Below are 17,573 nucleotides of genomic sequence, written 5' to 3'. Positions count from 1 at the left end.
GACAGCTGATGAGGTTCGGGCCGTCCCTGCTGCGGACGCTCGGCTTCGCCGTCGCCTACCTGGCCACCACGTACGCCGGGCGCCTCACGGTGATGGACCAGACGAATCTCAGTCTCGTCTGGCCCGCCGCCGGGGTCGCCGCGGTGTGGGCGGCAGTGCGGTACCGGGCCCGCTGGCGGATCCTGGACGCCGCCGCGCTGTGCCTGGTCACGCTGGTGGTCAACGTGGCGACCGGTGCCCCGGCGGCGCTGGTGCCGTGGTTCGCCGCCGCCAACCTGGCGCAGGCGTGGGTCTTCGCCTGGCTGGTGCACCGCTGGCTGCCCGGCCTGTGGGGCGGCGGCGGGACGCAGCCGCTGGCCCGGGTGACCGAGCTGTGGCGGCTGGCGGCCATCGCGTTCCTCAGCACCGGGTGCGGCGCCACGCTCGGGCCCACCGGGGTGTGGGCCGTCAACGGGGTCTACTCGTGGCCCGCGACCACGGTGTGGATGACCCGGAACACGGTCAGCATCCTGCTGATCGGCGCGGCGGGCCTCCGGATCGGCGCGATGCTGCACGCCGGCCCCCCGGTGACGCCGCGCGCCGTGTGGGCCGCTGTCCCGGTACGCCGCCGGATGGAATACCTCGCCCTGACGGCGCTGTCCGTCCTCGCGTACACCGTGGTGTTCGGTTTCGGTCAGTCCCTGCCGCTGGCCTTCACCGTCATCGCCCTGACCGTCTGGGCCGGTTCCCGGCTGCACACCGTCTTCGTGCTCCTGCACACCCTGGTGTTCGGCGCGGTGACGGTCCTGTGCACGCTGCGGGGCAGCGGGGTGTTCGCGCAGATCGCGTCCGTCCCGGCACGGGCGCTGGTGGCGCAGGCGTTCGTCGGCATGATCGCCGTGATCGGGCTGGCCCTGGCGCTGGGCCGGGACGAACGGTCGCTGCTGTTCGGTCGGCTGCGGGCGGCCGAGCACGCCGCGGCCCGGCAGGCCAGGATGATGAACACGATCGTCGACTCGATGGCCGAAGGGGTCACCGTGGTCGACGCGGAGGGCCGGTTCCTGCTGCGCAACCTCGCGGTGCGGCGGCTCGTCGGCGGGGCCGGCGGCGCCTCCGACCGGATGGCGGCCCCGGAGGTCTACGGCCTGTTCCATCCCGGCGGGCGTCCGCTGGGGCCGGAGGAGATGCCCTACCGGCAGGCGCTGGCGGGCACCGACGTCCGCAACATGGACGTCCTGGTCCGCAACCCCGGGCTGCCGGACGGCCGGATACTCAACGTCAGCTCCACGGCGCTGCCCGACGACGGCGACGGCACCCGGTACGCCGTCACCGTGTACCACGACGTCACCGCGGAACGCCGGCACCGGACCGCCCTCGCCTCGTTCGCCGGTGTGGTCGCCCACGACCTGCAGAACCCGCTCACCACCGTCGAGGGCTGGACCGAAGCCCTGCGCGAGATGATCGAGGAGGCCGGCGACCGGGCCGCCCTCGGCGAACTGGAGGATCCGGTGCGGCGGATCAGCCGTGCCGCCGCCCGCATGCGCCACATGATCAACGACCTGCTGGAGTACACCACCGTCCGCAACGCCGCCGTGGCGCCGGCGCCGGTCGAGCTGGGAGCGCTGGTCAACGACATCGCGATCGCCCGGATCGACCAGGCGCAGAGCAACGGCACCGCGGTCCCCACGTTCGGCATCGGCGAGCTGCACCCGGTGCACGCCGACCCGGTGCTGGTGCGGCAGCTGTTCGAGAACCTGATCGGCAACGCCATCAAGTACACCGGGCCGGGCGTCGTGCCGCACATCGCGGTGAGCACCGTACGGTCCGGCGCGATGACCGTGGTGACGATCGACGACAACGGCATCGGCATCCCCGAGGGCCAGCACGAGGCGATCTTCGACGACTTCCACCGGGCGCACCGCGGGTCCGGCTACACCGGCACGGGTCTGGGCCTGGGCATCTGCCGGCGCATCGTGGAACGGCACGGCGGGACGATCCAGGCGTCGGTCAACCCGGCCGGGCACGGCACCCGGCTCACCTTCACCCTGCCCGCCGACGCGGTTCCGGCCGGCACGCCCCCGATCGTGGAGACCCCCGCCGCCGAGCCGGCCCCGGATCCCACGCCGCCGCCCGCCGTGGACGAGCGGACCGCCGTCCCGGCGCCGTCGGCGGCGTTCGAGCAGGCCGCCCACCTGGTGCTGGACTTCCTGCACGAGCGGATACCGCTGGCGTTCTGGGCCGTCACCCGGGTGGAGAACGGGAGGCAGACGTACCTGTATCTGGACGCCGACAACGGCTACGGGCTGCGCCAGGGCGGAAGCCATCCTTGGGAGGACAGCTTCTGCGTGCACATGGCCGCGGGCCGGGCCCCGGCGGTCGCCCTCGACGCCCGGCAGGTGCCGGCGTACGCGAGCGCCGGCGTCAACGACCTCATCGACATCGGCACCTACGCCGGCGCCCCCATCACCGAACCCGACGGCTCCCTGTTCGGCGCCATCTGCGGCCTCGACCCGCAGACCCACCAGGGCGACCCGCGGATGGCCGGCGCCGAGAACCTGCTGGCCCTGCTCGGCCGGCTGCTCACCACCGTGCTGGCCGCCGACCGCGCGCAGGACCGGGCCGGCGGCGCCCTGCTGCGCGAGCAGCTCGGTGTGGAGACCGACCCGCTGACCGGGCTGCCGAACCGGCAGGCCTGGCATCACCTCCTCGACCAGGCCCGGGCCCGCTACGAACGCCTCGCCGACCCCACCGTGATCGCCGTTCTGCACCTGGAGCCGCTCACCGCCGGGGACGCCTCGCTCGCGGCCGCCGCCGGGGCGATGCGCCGGGCGCTGCGCGACACCGACGTCGTCGCCCGCCTCGGCGGCGGCGAGTTCGGCTTCCTGCTGCACGACTGCAGCGAGGACGACGCCCCGGCCGTCATCGCCCGGATCGACGCCGAGCTGCGGGCCGCCCGGCTGCACGGCGCGATCGGCTGGGCCGCCGTCACCATGGCCGGCGGCTTCCCCGCCGCCCTCGAACAGGCCGACACCGCGATGTACGCCGTCACCCTGGAACGCCGCCGTCGCCAGAAGGCCGGCACCACCCGCTGAACCGCCGGGTGTCGTCCGCGCCACCTCCGCGGGGGTTTCCTCAGAACGGCCCGGAAAGATCCGATCTTTGCCCGCGGAGGGTGCGCGGATGCAACGGGTAGGGCTTCAGATGGCCGCGGTGGCCGCCGCGGGGTTGGTCGTGCAGGGATTCGTGCCGTTCCTGGAACCCCGGGCCGGCGTGGTGTTCGACAACGTGCTGCTGGCCGGGATCGCGCTCGTCGCGACGGTCGGGCACGTCACGCAGGCGCGTTCGTCGCGGGGACAGCGGCGCTGGGCGTGGTCGCTGGCCGCGGCCGCCGCCGGTCTGTGGGCGGTGTCCAGCCTGGTCGACACGGTGGACGCCTATCTGCCCACCGAGACCGCGGCCGACGAGCTGCTGGCCGTGAGCGCCTCGATCCTCTCCCTGGCCGCGCTCGCGCTGATCGGCACGGTCAACCGGACCGGCCGTGACGACCGGATCCCGCGGTTGCTCGACGTGGCCACCGTCGCCGGGGCGATCTTCCTGCTCGCCTGGGAGTTCGTGGTCGGGCCGGCGTACGCGGCCCTGCCCGCCCCCGCCGGCCCGCTCGTCGTGCTGGTGCTGGTGCCGGAGCTGATCGGTGCGGCGTACGCCGTCGTGCTCCTGTCCCGCAGCCTGTCGCACCGCGGCGACGCCGCGCTCTCGCTGCTCGCGCTGGCGCTGATGGCCTTCGCCACCACCATGCTGCTGGCCGTGCACAACGCCGTGCAGCAGTTGCCGTGGCACGCCAGCGGGGTCGGCGCCGGCTACGTCGTCGCGGGGCTGTTGACGGCCCTGGCCAGCCGGGCGCCGCTGCCCGAGGAGACGTTCACCGGGCAGGCGCACCGGGACGGGCGGTGGCTGCTGCTGCCGTACCTGCCGGTGGCGCTGGCGTTCGCCGCCGCCGCGTGGCGGTACATCCGCACCGGGGCCGTCACCCCGGTCCTGTTCTGGCTGCTGCTGGCCACCGCCACCCTGGTGCTGGTCCGCCAGTTCCTCAACCTGCGCGTCAACCGGCGGCTGACCGAGGACCTGCGGCGCCAGCGGGCCGAGCTGGCTTACCAGGCGACGCACGACACGCTGACCGGGCTGGCCAACCGGGCCGGGTTCCGGCAGCAGGCGGACGCCGCGCTGGCCGGGGCCGGCCCGGACGGGCTCACCGGCGTCCTGCTCATCGACCTGGACGGGTTCAAGGCCGTCAACGACACGTACGGGCACGGCGCCGGGGACGCCCTGCTGGTCGGGGTCGCGGCGCGGCTGCGGGCCGCGGTCCGCAGCGGTGACACGGTGGCCCGCCTCGGCGGTGACGAGTTCGCCATCGTCCTGCCGGACCTCTACGACCCGGTGGACGTGCACGAGATCGGCGCCCGGGTGCTGCGCCACCTCGCTGAGCCGATCGAGGTGGGGAGCACCGTGCTCACCGCCCGCGGCAGTGTCGGCGCGACCGTCGGCGTGGGCGCCGGGCACGGGCCGCTGGAGCTGGTGGAGCAGGCCGACGTCGCGCTGTACGAGGCCAAGGCGGCAGGCAAGGGCGTGGTGCGCGGCTATGTCGGGGCGCGCTGAAACTTCTTGCAGATGCTGGTGTGGCCCTGTGGTCGGGTGACCACGGCCACAGGGGTACGTCCGATCGCATGTGAACGGCGCTGACCTGCATCGAACCGCTTGCACTGGTGACACGGCGGTCATATTCGGGCACTGAAGGTAATGATCGCGTTTGACGAGTTACGCAAGTTCTTGCAGTGTCGGGTCCGGCGCCGCGGCCGTCGCGGCGTCTCCCCAGCGATCTGCGAGAAGGAATGCGATGCGACACAACACCCTGGCAGGTATCGCCCGCGTCCTCGTCCTGAGCACGGCCGCCCTGGTCGCCCTCGCGGCCCCGGCCGCCGCCGCGACCGCCACGCCCGCGGCCACGCTGCGCTTCGCCGCCGACGGCACCGACCGGGCCGACGGCCTCGTGGAAGCCGGCCGGGCCGTCCTGGTCGACTACGACCTGAACCGGCTCCGGAAGTGCCGCAGCCAGTACGCCGGCGGCGACGCCTGGAGCATCGGCGTCCACTACCGTGTCGACGGCGGCCCGATCCGCACCGAGCCGGTCACCCGGCTCGACGAGAACCGGCACAACGTCGCGGCGCCGGTCCGCATCGACCTGCCGCTCGGCGGGCACGACCTGGAGCTGTGGTTCCATGCCGGCGACCGGACCGGCTGCAGCGAACACGACTCCCGGTACGGCGCCAACTACCACTACACGATCGAGCAGCCGGCCGTCGCCACGTTCGGCGCCGACTGGTCCGAAACGGTCACCGGTGCGGTCCGCGCCGGACACGGCCTGGTCGTCCGGTACGACCCGGCCCGTCTTCCGCAGTGCCGGGAGACCTACCAGGGCGCACCGGCCTGGCACATCGACGTCCTGCACCGCCTCGACGGCGGCCCGGCGCAGTCGCAGACCCTGACCGGCGCCGACGGCCAGGCCGTCCCGGTGACCGTCGACGTCACGCCCGGCAGCACGCGGGTGGAGCTCTGGTTCCGGGTCACCGGGCAGCGCAGCGGCTGCACCGCCTACGACTCGGACTTCGGCGCCAACTACGCGTACGCCGTCGCCTGACCCTCCCGGAAGAAGAAGATCAGATGCGCAATCCCGTACGCCTCCTGCTCGCCCTGCTGTTCGGCGCCTGCGCCGTCCTGACCATCGCCGCACCGGCCGCCGCGTCCCCGCCGCCGCCCCGCGAGCTGGGCGCCCCCGACCTGGGCGGATACTGCTGGTCGCAGGGGCATGCCGGCGCCGTCCTGGCCGGGGACACCGCCTACGACTGGCACTGCCGGACCGCGAGCGGCCGGGACACCGGCATCGCCCTCGACGCCGCCTGCCGCTGGACCCACGGCGTCGACCAGGCCGTCGACCGGATCGGCGACTTCCACCGCCCGGACAGCATCGGCTGCTGGCGGGTGCGTTCCGACGTGGTGGCGCCGGACTTCGGCAGGTACTGCCGCAGCCTCGGCGCGGACACCGCGGCCCTGACCGGCGGCACGGTCTACGACTGGCACTGCGTGACCGGCGGTACGGAATCGGACATCGACGTGCTGGCGGCCTGCCGGGAGACCACGTTCGGGTACGCCACCGTCGACCGTTTCACCGACTACTACGACGCGCGTTCCTGGCAGTGCCGGGTGTGACACCCCGGTGAAGGGCTTCGGTACGCGGGCGAGGGGGCCCGCCGTACCGAAGCCCTTCACGTCTGTTCCGCCTCCGAGATCGTTCAGGTCGACTTCTACGCTCGGGCTGTGAGCGGCCCACGGCCCAGGTCGGCCGCCGTAGTGGACCGGTGCGGGCCGGCGCGTGGCCGTGGACGGCGGAACCCCTCGCCGCGCTGTGGGCGTCAGCCTCGGCGACGTTCGGATGGCCGCCTGCCACGCCGACCCCGTCCCACCATCCGCTACGACAGAGCTCGCATGAACCTCGACCGCCACCCCGATTGCATCCTCGCCGCCTTCATGGCCTCCGGACAGCCGACGCCGGGGATTGCCGATTCCGCGGCCGGTGTGGCGGCGGGTGATCCTATGAGATATCGACCAGGTCCATGTCAGTCCCAGAGCCGGCCCTTGTCGAACATCGCCGTCAGCCGGGGCAGCGACTCCTCCGGGTCGCGGTCGTCCGGCTCCGGTTCCCGCCAGGGTGCCGGTCCGTCCTCTGAGGCGCGGGCTTTCAGCGCGCAATGCATGCAGGCGGGGTCCCGCTCGCGCCGCTCGTACTCATGGTCGGCCGCGAACTCCAGCTCCTCCCACCATGGGTACTCGTCGTCCGTCCAGTCACACGGATGCCGGCCGGCCAGCGCCCGAACCTCGGGCTCGTCGGCGATCCGGTCCATGGCCTCCCGGCCCAGCCCCACCAGCCAGGCGGTGGACCGGGCGAAGCTGTCGTCCCCGCAGCCGAGCAGGATGAGGGTGGCGGCGTCGCCCATGACATCGCCGGACACCCCGGCCGCGCTGCATTGCGAGGTGATCCTGAAAGTCGAGCAGATCCCCGACCGTCAGTGTGGTCAGTGCCGCCGCGAGCCGGTCGCTCCGCTCGTCCGGGCCGGTGCCCCGGCCGGTCCCCTCGATGACCGCCCAGAAGCCGTCGATGTCCATGCTGTCTCTTCCCGTATCGCCGCCGCCCCGTCCGAGCCCAGCGATCGGCAGCCTAACGAGCGGGTCCGACAAAATAGCCGACCATGTCGCCGCTCAGCGACGGCGGGACACTCAGAGCAGGTGAAACGGCAGTACGACCGAAACTCGATCAACTGCCGAGAGTAGTGCGCTTGCCCTGCATGCATAGGCCTCGAGAGCTCAGTTTGCTATCGGCATGCACGCTGCTCCGCTGGGTCAATCGCTGACGCGGCCTCCCCTCCCGGGACCAAGCCATGGCACTATTGCGAAGGACATCGCGGCAAATCAAGCAGGGCGGTGAGGCAGGTGTGAGCGAAGGTGGTAATTTTACAACCTTGTGGCATCCTGCTGGGCCTCGCGAAATTGACCACATCCGCGCGTCAGGATGGCGGAAATGGCCGCCAGTACCGCGCGAACGCCTACACTTTCACCCGATTCTCGATGAGAAATTTGCTATCTCTGGCGCTCGACATTGGAACTCATTAGGCACCGGAGTCAGGTACGTCCTTCGCCTAAACATCGACACGGACTTCATCAAACGTTACTCTACGCGGTCGTTCGGTGGCTCCGCCGCTCCCATGTTGTGGGTGCCAGCAGAAGATATGCACGAGTTTAACGCTCATGTAGTCGGGCTCATTCAGGTCGTGCACGAGATCCGGTGACTCCGCGGCTCTGCCCACCCTGTGCAGTGGCTAGCCGTCAAGTAGCTCCGGCAAGCCACTGCAGCGAACCGTTCCGGCTGCAGTCACCCGGCACCGGGCGGCTGTGCGACGCCCTAAATTGCCGACGAGAGTGCGTGCCTGACCGGGAACATGCTTCTGCCCTACACGCCAGTAACGCTCAGCCTAATTCGGGAGATCTCTAGAGTAACCGCATTACTCATGCACCCAGAAATCTAAGTATGCAGCGCGATCATCTGATGAGTTCATGACGCCGAGCCATTCGACTGCCGCCTGCTTCATATGCTTAAAAGCCTGAATATCTTGCTCCGCAGATCCTCTTCCGGGAGCGTCCATCTCATCGGTCAATGCGCCCCAAATAAGGTTGAGGCCATATGTCACCTCAAACAACGGTCCACTCTCGGGGGCCTTGGCCATAGCCCTCAGAGCCAAGCCCTGAAAATTCAGACCAGCGTCATAGGTCGGCAAGCCCGCGTCGGCGTCGAGCACTAGGCGTGCCTGGTCTGCCGCTGCCGCCAAGAATTCCTCAAGGCTCTCCGGCACCCGTCTTTGAGCTGTCACGGCGCCCACCGTACGTCAGTTCCGGATCCGTAATACGACGGTGTCTACCAGCGAGACGGTGTACTTAACTGCCGCAATGAAGGTTCCTTGTGCCTGCTGATCACTGGGGAATCAGCAGCCAGCGGGCAAAGCAACCCGAGTCACCGAGCTTGGTGTAGGACCAAGCCTCGACTCGGTACCCTGCGCTGCCAGCTGGAAGGCGGAGTCCCGTGTCGCTATCCCGGGAAGGTGGCCCATGTTCCACTGGCATGTGCCCGGTTTGCGGTGGCAGCAGCGTCATCGCCTGCTCGCCCGCGCCGTCACAGGCAGCGCTGAAGATGGCGAGTTGCCCACTGGGAGTGTTGATGAAGGCGTGGGCTTCGGCAGGCGTGGTTTTGTTCGCGAGTTTGGGCACCAGATGTCGCTGAGTTTGGGCACCACCGCGATCTCACTCATCTCGATGTTCGCGGGTTTGGGCGCCACCCCTCAACGACGGCGGCTCACGTATCGTCGGCTGGCGCACCGTTCACGCATGGTGACGGTCGCCGGAAGCGGGCACGCCTTGTCGGCAGCCGATGAGGATGCCGGCGGCGGCTCAGTGCGAGCGCAGCAGTTGATGGATTCCGTGCACCGGGCGATAGCCGAAGGTCTCGGCAGCGGTGTTGGAGTCGTAGACCCGGTCGAGCGTGCGAGGCAGTGGCCAGTTCCTCTCCCGGAACGCGGCAGCGACCTCCGGGAGCCGTGCGGCGATCAGCGCGGCTGCGTCGTCGTGCAGTGCCGGGCAGTCCGCGCGGGTGAAGGGGTACGACCCAGCGATATTGAAGGTGCCGGTAACGGCGTGCTGCTCGGTGAGGCGTACGACGGCCGTCGCGACATCGTCCAACGCTACGGCTCGATGCAGGAAGTGGGTGGCCAGCACAGGCCGTGGCTCCGGGAAGCAGCGGGCGATACGCAAGCTGACCGACGGGGTGGCCGCCGAGGCGACGAGCTGCTCGGCGGCCAGTTTCGTCTCGTCGTATATATCGCGCGGACGGGGTTCCAGTGCCTCGTCGACCCAGACCGCCTGGTCAGTGGGTACCAGAGCGTGCCCGTAGACGCTGGTGCTGCTGATGTAGACGACGCGTCGGATACCCCTGCGGTCGGCTTCTTCGACCAGCGCCTCGGTGGCGTGGACGTTAACGGCACGGAACTCGCGGTCATCGACTCGGCCGACGTGTGGCGCGTGCAGGGCAGCTGCATGGACCAAGAGCTCGGACTGCTGGAGTGCGGCAGAGCGTACTTCGGGATCTCGCAAATCTCCGGCGAGGTTGGTCCATCGGCCCGGTACTCGGTCGAGCCCGCATATAGACCAACCATGCGCGTGAAGGGCTGCCGCAATCGCCGCGCCTACGCGGCCCGAGGTTCCCGTGACCGTCGCGGCACGGATCGCTGGTTGCTCGCCTCGCCGTTCGTGCACAGATCATTCTGACCGTGAAGCGGCACACCCGTCGACCCCGATCGGTCGCGCAGTTATCCAGTGCGGACGTTCCACCCGTCGGCAGATCTGCGCATCCGAGTTCGAGTTCCTTCATGATCGCTCTTACGTAGCGTGAGCGAGCTGGTGAGGGACCGACGGCGCCACCCCGGGGGCCCAGAGCCGGAAGTGGTGCCGGTTCTCACGAACATCGCGGCGCGCGGTCCCCGCAAAGTGGCGCCGAAAGTCGCGAACATCTGGTGCCCAAACTCGCGAACGAAGCCAGCAGGCGCTTCCGCGAACTCCAGAGCGTCACCTACGACCTGCTGATAATCGGCACCGGACGCCTGAATGATGGCGATGACGCCGTCGATGGATTCAAAGACCTCCATCCAACTGTCGTCGCGGACGACTCCGTCGCCTCCGACGACTGCTGCCGCCTCAACCCCGAGCGGGATGCTGATGTCCTCCGCGCCCAAGTTCACGATGCGATCGAAGTACTCGTCTTCGGTGGAACCAAGCCAAAGATGGCGAATGCCGAAGTCAGCGGCCAGGTATGGCTCGCCGTTGGTCCAGAGCCGGCCGATGTGCGCCCATCTTCTCTCCACCGCGTGAGTATCCGGGATCACCCGTCGCGCACCGTCCCGAGGACACGCTCTCCTGCCGCAGACCGCTTGTCATCGATGGTTAGCAGGGGTCTTAAGGTCGCGGGGTGAACGTTTACGACGTCGTCGACCGGCTGCCCTCGATCGAAGTGCTGCGAGACCGGTGCCGGGCACTCGCCGTGCTGGAGCTCATTCAGGGTTCCGACTACGCGTACTACACCTACGGCGGATGGGGCGACGACGACGCCGCGTTGATGAGCAACGGCAGCGGTGACGAGTACTCCATCGTCTTCTCCGCCGTGGGCGCGTTCATCCGCGTCTTCGATCACGAGTCCGAAATGACGCCGTATGCCAACGACGATCACGCGCTGTGGCCCGGCCTGCTTGACGGTCTCCCACCGCAGTTCCTGCCGTATGTAAGCGAGCCCGCGTTCTGCGATGAGGGCATGTTGAACGCTACCGCGGTGCTCTGGCGACGCATCGATGATGACCGTTGGCGCGCCGGCAGTGGTGTCACGTTCCCGCCGTCCCAGGGCCCGTATGACACCAGTCCCGACGGCGCTGACCGGCTCGCTATCCTGGGCGACGACATCGTCGATCGCTACGTCGACTTCGCCAGGGACTACTACGAGATCGAAGTGGACCGGTCCGCGGTGGGGCACGTCGTGGCCATGCGCCCGCTCACCGACGCCGTGGTGCAGGCGCTCAACCCCGACGCCAACCTCAACGACCTCAACGATGCTGTCACCGGGACTGGGTACTCGATCAGCCGACACACCTGACGAGACGACCGCACAACACATGCTCATGCCGCGCTGCCGCCCTACGCGGATCTGCCGCGATGCGCTCGCTGCACGGTGCAGCGGCCGATTGGGTGGTGCGGTGCTGGCCGGTCGCTCCCTGGTCGCTCGGATGTTCCGCACCTCTGCCGGATGTGCCTGGACGGAGCCGGATCTCGACAGTGTCGAGCAGTCTCGATCTGGGCGTTGGCGCCCGGACGGGACAGAACGTAGCTGGACCGTGTCGGACGGCGCAGGTATTAGGAGCATTCTGATGCTTCGAGATGAAAACGGCTAGTCTGGGGACTTTTAATCCTTAGGTTCCGGGTTCGAGTCCCGGGCGGCCCACCGCTATGAGCTGGGAAAACTCCGGATTCTTGATTAACCTCGGTCGCTCGAGCGCGCCAATTAGCCGCTCAGCCGGAGCTGTTGAGCGACAGGTTTCTGTCCTGGGCGACGACAAGGGGACTGTCAAGAAAACGGCGGCAAGAGATCCGCACTTTCGCCACCACCACCCCCGGTCTGCTGGAACTACGCGACTGGCTCGCCGCCAACGGGGTCAGCGTGGTCGGCAAAGACCGACGTCGCCGACTCGGCCTGGATCGCCCGGCTGATCGAACACGGCCTGATCCGTCCCAGCTTCGTTCCACCGCCGCGGGTGTGCCGGCTGCGTGATCTCACCCGATACCGCACCAGCCTGGTCCACGAACGAACCCGGGAACTGCAGGCCTGGGGCTTCACGGACGCCGACTGGCTGTACAACGCGACCCTGGTGGTCAGCGAACTGGTCACCAACGCGATCCGTCACGGCGGCGGAATCCTGACCCTCACCGTTCACGCCGTGCGGGGCCGGGTCACCGTGGCCGCCGCGGACCATACCGCAGCCCCACCACGCCGGCGACGCGGCGACCGACCAGCGGGCGGGCGTCCGATCGGATGGAACGGTGAGAGCCCTTTCTCGACGGCGATGATGTTGGCCGTTGAGAGTGAGGTGGTCTGGTGGCCGAGCCGGTACGGGCACTCGATCGCATCGAGGAGGTCACGAGGCGGTTCCCACAGCGCTGTTTCGCGTTCGACCATTTCGGGCCCTTGTCAATCCGCCCGCACCACGGCGCTGGCTGGGCACCCGAGAGGCATCCCGACCGGCTGCCCGCGACCTACAAACGCACGCACGGGATCCGCTACTTCCACGGCTGCTACAGCTTCGGCGACGACCAGCTATGGGGCGTGAACCGGCTGCGCAAAGGCGCTGATCACACGCTGGCCGCGCTCCAGTCGATCCGGCGGACGCGGCAACCTGTCGGGAACAAGACCCCGAAGATCCGGGTCTGCAGCCGCTCAGCCGTGATCCCGGTTCGGGATCATGGCGTTGGGCGGCAGCCATCCGGCGCCGGACGGCAGGCGGAGCCGTCCTTCGCGTGCTGCCATGCCGGTGAGCTGTCGCAGGAACCGGCCGAGTTTCGGGTGCGGTTGCCGGCGGGGCCAGATCAGCGACCAGAGGTAGTACGGTGTCGCTCCAACGTTCGGACCGTGACCTCGGTGCTGTGGGACACCGTCCATTCGGTGCCGACCGGCAGTGCACGGCCCGGGTCGTCGCGTACGGCGGTCAATGCGTGTTCCAGGCCGAGGTTGAGGCCTTCCGTTCGTAGCGGTATGCCGAACCGGGTGCAGTATGCGCGCAGCAGGCCGACCAATTCGGGCGGCCCGTTCTCGCCCGGCCACCACAGTCCGCCGGTGGCGCGGAGATCGTCGGCGATGACCACGGTTTTCTCGGCGAGTGGGTGTGCGGCCGAGAGTGCCACGCCCAGCGGCTCCAGGTAGACCACGCGTCGATGCAGGTCTGCGGGCCACTCGCCGTCTTCGGTGCAGGCACGCCCGAATGCTGCGTCAAGTTCGCCGCGGCGAATCGCTGCGACAGCGCTGTCGAGACTGCGCCGCATGCTGACCTCTATCAGCTGGTCCGGTGACTCGCTGGTCACCCGACGGACCAGCCGCAGTGGCGCCTGGACCGCACCCCAGACATCCAGGCGCAGGGGGCGTTCCGTTAGGTTCCCAACGGCGGCGGTGGCCGCGTCCGCGGCGTCGAGCAGCGCCCGCGCATGCGGCAGGAAGGCACGACCGGCGTCGGTCAGCTCGACCACCTGATGCTCGCGCATGAGCAGCAGAGTGTTCAGCGTGGACTCCAGCCGCTTAACCCGTTTCGAAAGAGCTTGCTGGGTGAGGTGGAGTTCCTCGGCAGCCCGGCCGAAATGGCGGCGATCGGCGACCCGCACGAACGCGCGCACCTGCGCGACGTCCAGATCCATGGGCCCACCATGGTCGACAACCGGTGGTTGTGCAAGGTGCCACAACAGTTGTTCGACCACGACTCGCCCGTGCGCTGTGCTGGACGGCATGACAGCAGCCAACAGCATCACACCATTGACCGGCGTCGCGGCGGGCGTGCCGTACCTCGCTCTGCCGCCCGCGACACGAGCTGGAGCCGATGCGCTCGTCGCGATCTGGCATTCAGCGGACGCGCCCCGTACCGAGGCCGCGATGGCCGCCGCTCTGCCCCTGCCGGCCCTGGACGCCTGGCGGGTTCATCTCGGGTTGCCGCTGCTCGGCAGCCGGCTTCCCGGCGGGAGTCTGGACGGCTTCTTCACGCTTGCCGCCGCGGACGCGGTGAGTAACGTCTTCGAGCCGCTCGTCGGCCAGGCGGTCGCCGAATTCCCGGCGGCGCTGCGTGAACTGCGCCATCGGCTGGGTGTCGCGCCGGGCCCGGTCGGGCTGGTCGGCGCCTCGATCGGAGCCATGGTGGCGCTCGGTGTCCTCGCCGACGGGCAGGTGCCGGTTCGTACCGGGGCGCTGGTGAGTCCGGTGATCCGGCTGGCCGACCTGGTCGCCGTGAACGAGCGGGCGTTCGGCACACCGTACGTCTGGGACGCGCACAGCCGCGGCATAGCGGCCCGGCTGGACTTCGTCGCCCGGGTAGCGCAGGTGGCCCGGCAGGATTCGGCCTTACTGCTGATCGTCGGCGCGGACGAGGACCCGGACCTGGTCGGACCGGCCGAGGCCCTGTGGCAGGACCTCTCGGCTGACAGGCCGGACCGCGCGGCGCTGGTGCGGGTGCCCGGCCTGCGCCATGCCCTGGCGGAGGAACCCGGAACGGATCCGGCCCCGCAGACGCGGCATGCCGCACTGACCGACGTGGCTGTCGCCGACTGGTTCTCCCGGCAGCCGGTGCTGCCGTGAGCGCCGCCGACTTCGACTTCCTGCACGGGCGGTGGCGCATCCACAACCGCAGGCTGGTACGGGGCGCGTGGGTCGAGTTCGCCGCGACCGGTGTCGCCGGCCCGGTTCTCGGTGGGCTCGGCAACGTGGACAGCTTCTCCGTCGCGGTGATGCCGCCGGACGGGACGGCGTTCGAAGGCATGTCGCTGCGCCTCTACGACCCCGGCCGGGACCTCTGGCGGATCTGGTGGGCGTCGACGACCCGGCCCGGACACCTCGATCCGCCGGTCGAGGGCCGGTTCGTCGGTGGCTGCGGCGAATTCGTCGGCGACGACGACTGGGACGGCAAGCCGATCAAGGTGCGCTTCCGCTGGAGCGACATGACGCCGTCGTCGGCGAGGTGGGAGCAGGCGTTCTCGTACGACGGAGGCGCCACCTGGCAGACCAACTGGACGATGGACTTCGCTCGGCTGGATTGACCGTCCCAGCACCACCGTCCAGCATCAACAATTATGACGACCGTTCCCCGTACGGACGACAGTGCGCCCGAGCATCTGTTCCTCACCTCCGACGACGAGAAGACCGTGGTGTCGGTGCTGCAGCCGGATTTGGCCGGGGATACCGATCCCGACACCGTGGGCCCGGTGACCCTGGTCAACGCGAAGCCGGCGACGAGGATGCGCCCGGGCGGCGTCGCCGAGGAGGAGCCGGCCCAGGTGTGGGTGCACACCCCGAAATCGGGTGGCGCATCGATCGCGGGGTGGGGCACGTTCTACTCGGCCCTGGCGACGTACCTGGCAGTGGACGCGACGGGGCGCTCGGAACTCATCGCGCTCGGCGTGGCCGGCGCCGGCTCCCTGATCGGCTGGGGCCGGCGCCGGGTCCGCCGCACACGCCGGCTCTGGGAGCACGGCCATCTGGTTCTGGACCACCGCGACGACATCGACGCGGTCCATGCCGCGGCGTCGGCGGTGCGGTGCACGGCCGGGCTGTGGCCGCGACTGGCCGCATACGTGAAACTCGACGACCCGTCCCCGGCTCTGTCCCGGCATCTGTGGAACCTGACCCGCCTCCTGACCGAACGGGCGGCGATCCGCAGAACCCGGGACGACCTGGCCGCTGCCGTCCCGCACGTCTCGCCCGAGGGCGAGACGGCGGCCGAACTGAATGAACGGGTACGGCTGACCGAAGCAGACCTGTCGCGGATCGACGACGAGGTCGTGCAACGGCTGGAATATCTGCGCCGGCTTGCGGACGAGACCTCCGCATTCGTGACGGCTCAGGAGGCGCTGGCTTCCGCGCGTGCCGCCTTGCACCGGCGAGACCACCCCGCGGAAAGCGGTGCCGGCGGGGCCGGCACCGCCGGGGAGCTGGTCGAGGAGACGACAGCGGTGCTGGCCGCGTACCGCGAGCTGACCCGTGAGTGAGCTGCTCAGCGCTCCCGCAGCGACCGCCAGAACGGCAACTGGTGATCACGTACGAAGTCCGCGCGCTTGATGCCGCCGGCGAGTGGCGCCAGCTGCTGCACATGCCCCGAAGCACCGTGGAACCGCGGCCACCAGGGCAGTCCCTCCGCACGGGGAGCACCGTGGCCGGCGAATGCGGCCCAGTACGCGACCATCGTCCGGGAGAGCCGGGTCTGCTCGGTGGACAGCGGCTGGGCATAGCCGACCGTGAACAGGTACGGCAGTTCGGCGGTGTGGAACGCGCCCGTCGCGAAGGTCACCGGCACGGCGTCGGTGAAGAAGGGGGCCTCGTTGTCGGCGAACTCGTACATGTACGTCGGCACGTGCCGGCTGAACGCGATCGCGGAGTCGTGGACCGGCCCCGCGTACTCGACATCGGTCATGATCGCGGACAGCGCCTCGGACGGGTTGTCGTACCGCTTCAACGGGTAGCGCTCGAGCACCATGCCGGCCTGTGCCCCGAAGCTGCCTCCCACGTGTTCGAGGAACTGCGGGACGGTCAGACCACAGGGCCGGTCCTTCTCCGGCGACGCGCAGAATACGTCGGTCCGCTCCAACCCCCAGACCTGCGCCCGGTATTCGTCGCGGGTGACGCCGATGAGCACCGGGACCCGGTGGAACCGGCCGGTGGCCACCGCCCGCGCGGGGTCGACCGGCAGAACCGCGTCACCGGCGACCGGCCCGGCGGACCACGCTGTCTGGCCCGGGTAACCGGCCTTCGCCACGAGTTGCTCAGCCGGAAGTCTCCGCATGCAGGCGGACACTCCGGCGGGGTCGTCATCACACTCGGCGGACCCGATCAGTGTTTCCGCGGCGGCCGTTGCCTGCTCGCGGGTGGGCAATGGCGTGCTGCACGAGTTGCTCTGCAGGATCGCGCGGTCGAACAGCCCGGCCGAGCGCGGTGCCGCCAGATGAGCACACACGCTGGTGGCGCCCGCCGACTGTCCGGCAAGTGTCACGTTGTGCGGGTCTCCGCCGAACGCCGCGACGTTGGCCCGTACCCACCGCAGTGCCGCCTGCTGATCCTGAAGGCCCAGATTGCCCGCCCTGCCACCGGCGATGGCCGGGTGGGTGAGGAAGCCGAGCGGACCGATCCGGTAGTTTAGGGTCACCACGACGGTTTCCCCTTGCACCGCCATCTTCTGCCCACCCCAGGTATCACCCTGGCCGAGGAAGAAGTGCCCACCGTGCAGCCACACGATCACCGGCAGCGGCCGCCGCGCCGTGCGGGTCGTCGGCGTGGTGACGTTCAGGTAGAGGCAGTCCTCAGCGTTGCTGGGCCGATCCATCGGCATGCCGTCCGGCTGGGCACAAGCCGACTGGGGCCGGGTGGCGTCGCGTACCCCGGTCCACGCCGCCGCCGGATGCGGCGGCTGCCAGCGTAGCCGGTCCCGCGGCGCGGCCGCATAGGGAATCCCGGCGAAGGAGCGATGGTCCTGCGCGACGGTGCCGCGGATCAGGCCTTGCCCGGTACGGATCACCGCCGGGTCCTGGGCGGACACCCCGGCGCCGACCACGCCCGGTACCAACATCAGCGCGGCGGCAACCCCACCGATGCGCACCCACCACTTGTTCACCCTCATCGTGTTCCTCCTGTCGCTGATGACGACGCTGTACACGTGTTC

General features: G+C 69.7%; 15 protein-coding genes, 1 tRNA gene and 2 pseudogenes. 11 read left to right on the top strand and 7 right to left on the bottom strand.

The window, feature by feature from the left end; translation table 11 throughout:
• Positions 1 to 8: 8 nt before the first annotated feature.
• The 4 genes from ACZ3II_RS30505 (at position 9) to ACZ3II_RS30490 (ending at position 6,240) form a co-directional block, all read left to right on the top strand.
• A complete protein-coding gene (locus tag ACZ3II_RS30505; protein ID WP_465521695.1) occupies positions 9 to 3,071 on the top strand; it encodes an ATP-binding protein in 3,063 nt (1,020 codons plus the stop codon).
• Positions 3,072 to 3,159: 88 nt separating this feature from the next.
• Positions 3,160 to 4,632, top strand: a complete 1,473-nt coding sequence (locus ACZ3II_RS30500; RefSeq protein ID WP_465521693.1) for a diguanylate cyclase domain-containing protein — start codon at positions 3,160 to 3,162, stop codon at positions 4,630 to 4,632.
• Between the two features lie 238 nt (positions 4,633 to 4,870).
• A complete protein-coding gene (locus tag ACZ3II_RS30495) occupies positions 4,871 to 5,671 on the top strand; it encodes a DUF6209 family protein (protein WP_465521691.1) in 801 nt (266 codons plus the stop codon).
• Positions 5,672 to 5,694: 23 nt separating this feature from the next.
• Positions 5,695 to 6,240 (top strand): hypothetical protein, encoded by a 546-nt coding sequence (locus tag ACZ3II_RS30490; protein WP_465521689.1) that lies wholly within the window; start codon positions 5,695 to 5,697, stop codon positions 6,238 to 6,240.
• A gap of 407 nt (positions 6,241 to 6,647) precedes the next feature.
• On the opposite strand, the gene ACZ3II_RS30485 is transcribed toward ACZ3II_RS30490, so the two are convergent.
• From ACZ3II_RS30485 to ACZ3II_RS30465, 5 genes are all read right to left on the bottom strand, one after another.
• Positions 6,648 to 7,040 carry a DUF4240 domain-containing protein gene (locus ACZ3II_RS30485; protein ID WP_465521687.1) on the bottom strand — a complete coding sequence of 131 codons (393 nt, stop codon included), beginning with the start codon at positions 7,038 to 7,040 and terminating at the stop codon, positions 6,648 to 6,650.
• A 1,047-nt stretch (positions 7,041 to 8,087) separates the two neighbouring features.
• Entirely contained in the window at positions 8,088 to 8,453 is a 366-nt protein-coding gene (locus tag ACZ3II_RS30480) for a hypothetical protein (RefSeq protein ID WP_465521685.1), read from the bottom strand.
• A gap of 100 nt (positions 8,454 to 8,553) precedes the next feature.
• Complete coding sequence (locus ACZ3II_RS30475) at positions 8,554 to 8,847, bottom strand: hypothetical protein (RefSeq protein WP_465521683.1); 294 nt, start codon at positions 8,845 to 8,847, stop codon at positions 8,554 to 8,556.
• A 180-nt stretch (positions 8,848 to 9,027) separates the two neighbouring features.
• Complete coding sequence (locus ACZ3II_RS30470; protein WP_465521681.1) at positions 9,028 to 9,888, bottom strand: NAD-dependent epimerase/dehydratase family protein; 861 nt, start codon at positions 9,886 to 9,888, stop codon at positions 9,028 to 9,030.
• Positions 9,889 to 9,941: 53 nt separating this feature from the next.
• A complete protein-coding gene (locus tag ACZ3II_RS30465) occupies positions 9,942 to 10,493 on the bottom strand; it encodes a hypothetical protein (protein ID WP_465521679.1) in 552 nt (183 codons plus the stop codon).
• A gap of 104 nt (positions 10,494 to 10,597) precedes the next feature.
• On the opposite strand from ACZ3II_RS30465, the gene ACZ3II_RS30460 reads away from it, so the two are divergent.
• The 4 genes and pseudogenes from ACZ3II_RS30460 to ACZ3II_RS30445 all read left to right on the top strand — a co-directional run.
• Positions 10,598 to 11,272, top strand: a complete 675-nt coding sequence (locus ACZ3II_RS30460) for a hypothetical protein (RefSeq protein ID WP_465521677.1) — start codon at positions 10,598 to 10,600, stop codon at positions 11,270 to 11,272.
• A gap of 279 nt (positions 11,273 to 11,551) precedes the next feature.
• Positions 11,552 to 11,617, top strand: a tRNA-Lys gene (locus ACZ3II_RS30455).
• 226 nt (positions 11,618 to 11,843) lie between these two features.
• Positions 11,844 to 11,996 (top strand): annotated as a pseudogene (locus tag ACZ3II_RS30450) (IS110 family transposase); the annotation flags it as partial.
• 293 nt (positions 11,997 to 12,289) lie between these two features.
• Positions 12,290 to 12,595: pseudogene (locus tag ACZ3II_RS30445) on the top strand (IS630 family transposase); the annotation flags it as partial.
• Between the two features lie 161 nt (positions 12,596 to 12,756).
• On the opposite strand, the gene ACZ3II_RS30440 reads toward ACZ3II_RS30445, so the two are convergent.
• Entirely contained in the window at positions 12,757 to 13,575 is an 819-nt protein-coding gene (locus tag ACZ3II_RS30440) for a LysR family transcriptional regulator (RefSeq protein ID WP_465521675.1), read from the bottom strand.
• 88 nt (positions 13,576 to 13,663) lie between these two features.
• On the opposite strand from ACZ3II_RS30440, the gene ACZ3II_RS30435 reads away from it, so the two are divergent.
• From ACZ3II_RS30435 to ACZ3II_RS30425, 3 genes are read left to right on the top strand one after another with little or no spacing between them, the layout of a single operon-like run.
• Positions 13,664 to 14,503 (top strand): alpha/beta hydrolase family protein, encoded by an 840-nt coding sequence (locus tag ACZ3II_RS30435; protein WP_465521673.1) that lies wholly within the window; start codon positions 13,664 to 13,666, stop codon positions 14,501 to 14,503.
• A complete protein-coding gene (locus ACZ3II_RS30430; RefSeq protein WP_465521671.1) occupies positions 14,500 to 14,961 on the top strand; it encodes a hypothetical protein in 462 nt (153 codons plus the stop codon). Before ACZ3II_RS30435 ends, ACZ3II_RS30430 begins: the two co-directional genes overlap by 4 nt.
• Before the next feature lie 33 nt (positions 14,962 to 14,994).
• Entirely contained in the window at positions 14,995 to 15,909 is a 915-nt protein-coding gene (locus ACZ3II_RS30425; protein WP_465521669.1) for a hypothetical protein, read from the top strand.
• A gap of 5 nt (positions 15,910 to 15,914) precedes the next feature.
• On the opposite strand, the gene ACZ3II_RS30420 is transcribed toward ACZ3II_RS30425, so the two are convergent.
• Positions 15,915 to 17,531 (bottom strand): carboxylesterase/lipase family protein, encoded by a 1,617-nt coding sequence (locus ACZ3II_RS30420; protein WP_465521667.1) that lies wholly within the window; start codon positions 17,529 to 17,531, stop codon positions 15,915 to 15,917.
• Positions 17,532 to 17,573 lie beyond the last annotated feature (42 nt).

Source organism: Actinoplanes sp. NPDC019969 (genome assembly GCF_055562375.1).
The sequence above is the reverse complement of the archived record's forward strand: the minus strand, read 5'-3'. Positions and strand labels throughout refer to the sequence as shown.

What these genes read in the sequence shown, in the direction of transcription:
- ACZ3II_RS30425 (WP_465521669.1), top strand. Translation starts at nt 14,995, where the DNA reads ATGACGACCGTTCCCCGTACGGACGACAGTGCGCCCGAGCATCTGTTC.
- ACZ3II_RS30440 (WP_465521675.1), bottom strand. Translation starts at nt 13,575, where the DNA reads ATGGATCTGGACGTCGCGCAGGTGCGCGCGTTCGTGCGGGTCGCCGAT.
- ACZ3II_RS30490 (WP_465521689.1), top strand. Translation starts at nt 5,695, where the DNA reads ATGCGCAATCCCGTACGCCTCCTGCTCGCCCTGCTGTTCGGCGCCTGC.
- ACZ3II_RS30495 (WP_465521691.1), top strand. Translation starts at nt 4,871, where the DNA reads ATGCGACACAACACCCTGGCAGGTATCGCCCGCGTCCTCGTCCTGAGC.
- ACZ3II_RS30420 (WP_465521667.1), bottom strand. Translation starts at nt 17,531, where the DNA reads ATGAGGGTGAACAAGTGGTGGGTGCGCATCGGTGGGGTTGCCGCCGCG.
- ACZ3II_RS30505 (WP_465521695.1), top strand. Translation starts at nt 9, where the DNA reads ATGAGGTTCGGGCCGTCCCTGCTGCGGACGCTCGGCTTCGCCGTCGCC.
- ACZ3II_RS30500 (WP_465521693.1), top strand. Translation starts at nt 3,160, where the DNA reads ATGCAACGGGTAGGGCTTCAGATGGCCGCGGTGGCCGCCGCGGGGTTG.
- ACZ3II_RS30435 (WP_465521673.1), top strand. Translation starts at nt 13,664, where the DNA reads ATGACAGCAGCCAACAGCATCACACCATTGACCGGCGTCGCGGCGGGC.